The sequence below is a fragment of the Mesorhizobium alhagi CCNWXJ12-2 genome, assembly GCF_000236565.1.
GTDB lineage: Bacteria > Pseudomonadota > Alphaproteobacteria > Rhizobiales > Rhizobiaceae > Allomesorhizobium > Allomesorhizobium alhagi.
Map to the genome: position 1 here is coordinate 1 of NZ_AHAM01000365.1, position 849 is coordinate 849.

Annotated in this window: 1 protein-coding gene; it reads left to right on the plus strand. The window is 63.6% G+C overall.

What is annotated here, in order from left to right; genetic code table 11:
* The coding region (locus MAXJ12_RS34175) for an IS110 family RNA-guided transposase (RefSeq protein ID WP_008840836.1) at positions 1 to 849 on the plus strand (849 nt) is incomplete at both ends.

The following is an 849-nucleotide window of genomic DNA, read 5'->3' on the forward strand; positions in this document are numbered from 1 at the left end:
TGTCATTGGAATACTCGAGCGTGTGTGTTGTCGCCGCAAGCGGCAAGATCGTTCGCGAGGACAAGGTGGCGAGCGAGCCGGAGGCGTTGATTGCCTGGTTTGGTTTGCTTGGCTTTGGCCTGGCGCGGATCGGGCTGGAAGCCGGGCCGCTGTCCCAGTGGCTCTTTGCGGCGATGCGAGAAGCAGGACTCGCGGTCGAGCTTCTGGAGACGCGGCATGTGCGGGATGCCTTCAAGGCGATGCCGGTGAAGTCGGATCGCAACGACGCGCGCGGGATCGCGCAGCTGATGCGGCTTGGCTGGTTCCGGCCGGTGCATTGCAAGTCGATTGCCGCGCAGGAGGTGCGAGCGGTGCTGACGGCGCGCAAGCTCGTTCAATCGAAGCTGCGCGATGTCGAGAACAGCCTCCGCGGCATCTTGCGCGGCTTTGGGCTGAAGGTCGGCAAGACCACGCCGCGCGGCTTTGCCGGGAGGATCCGCGAACTGGTCGCCGGTCATGCGAGCCTGAAGATGGTCGCCGCGGGATTGCTTTCGGTACACGCCGTGCTGTTGTGCGAGTTCCAGGCTTTCGAGAGAAAGGTTCGCGCGCTGGTACGCCTCGATGTCCGAGCCAGGCGGTTGATGTCGACGCCGGGGGTCGGTCCGATCGTCGCGCTCACCTATGCCTCTGCGATCGACGATCCGGGGCGATTTCGCTCGTCGAAGCGGGTAGGAGCGCATTTCGGTCTGACCCCGAAAAAGTATCAATCCGGCGAGACCGATTATAGCGGGCGCATCAGCAAGATCGGCGATGCTGCGGTACGAACGGCGCTCTATGAAGCCGCCCACGTCATACTGACCAAGCCGCTCA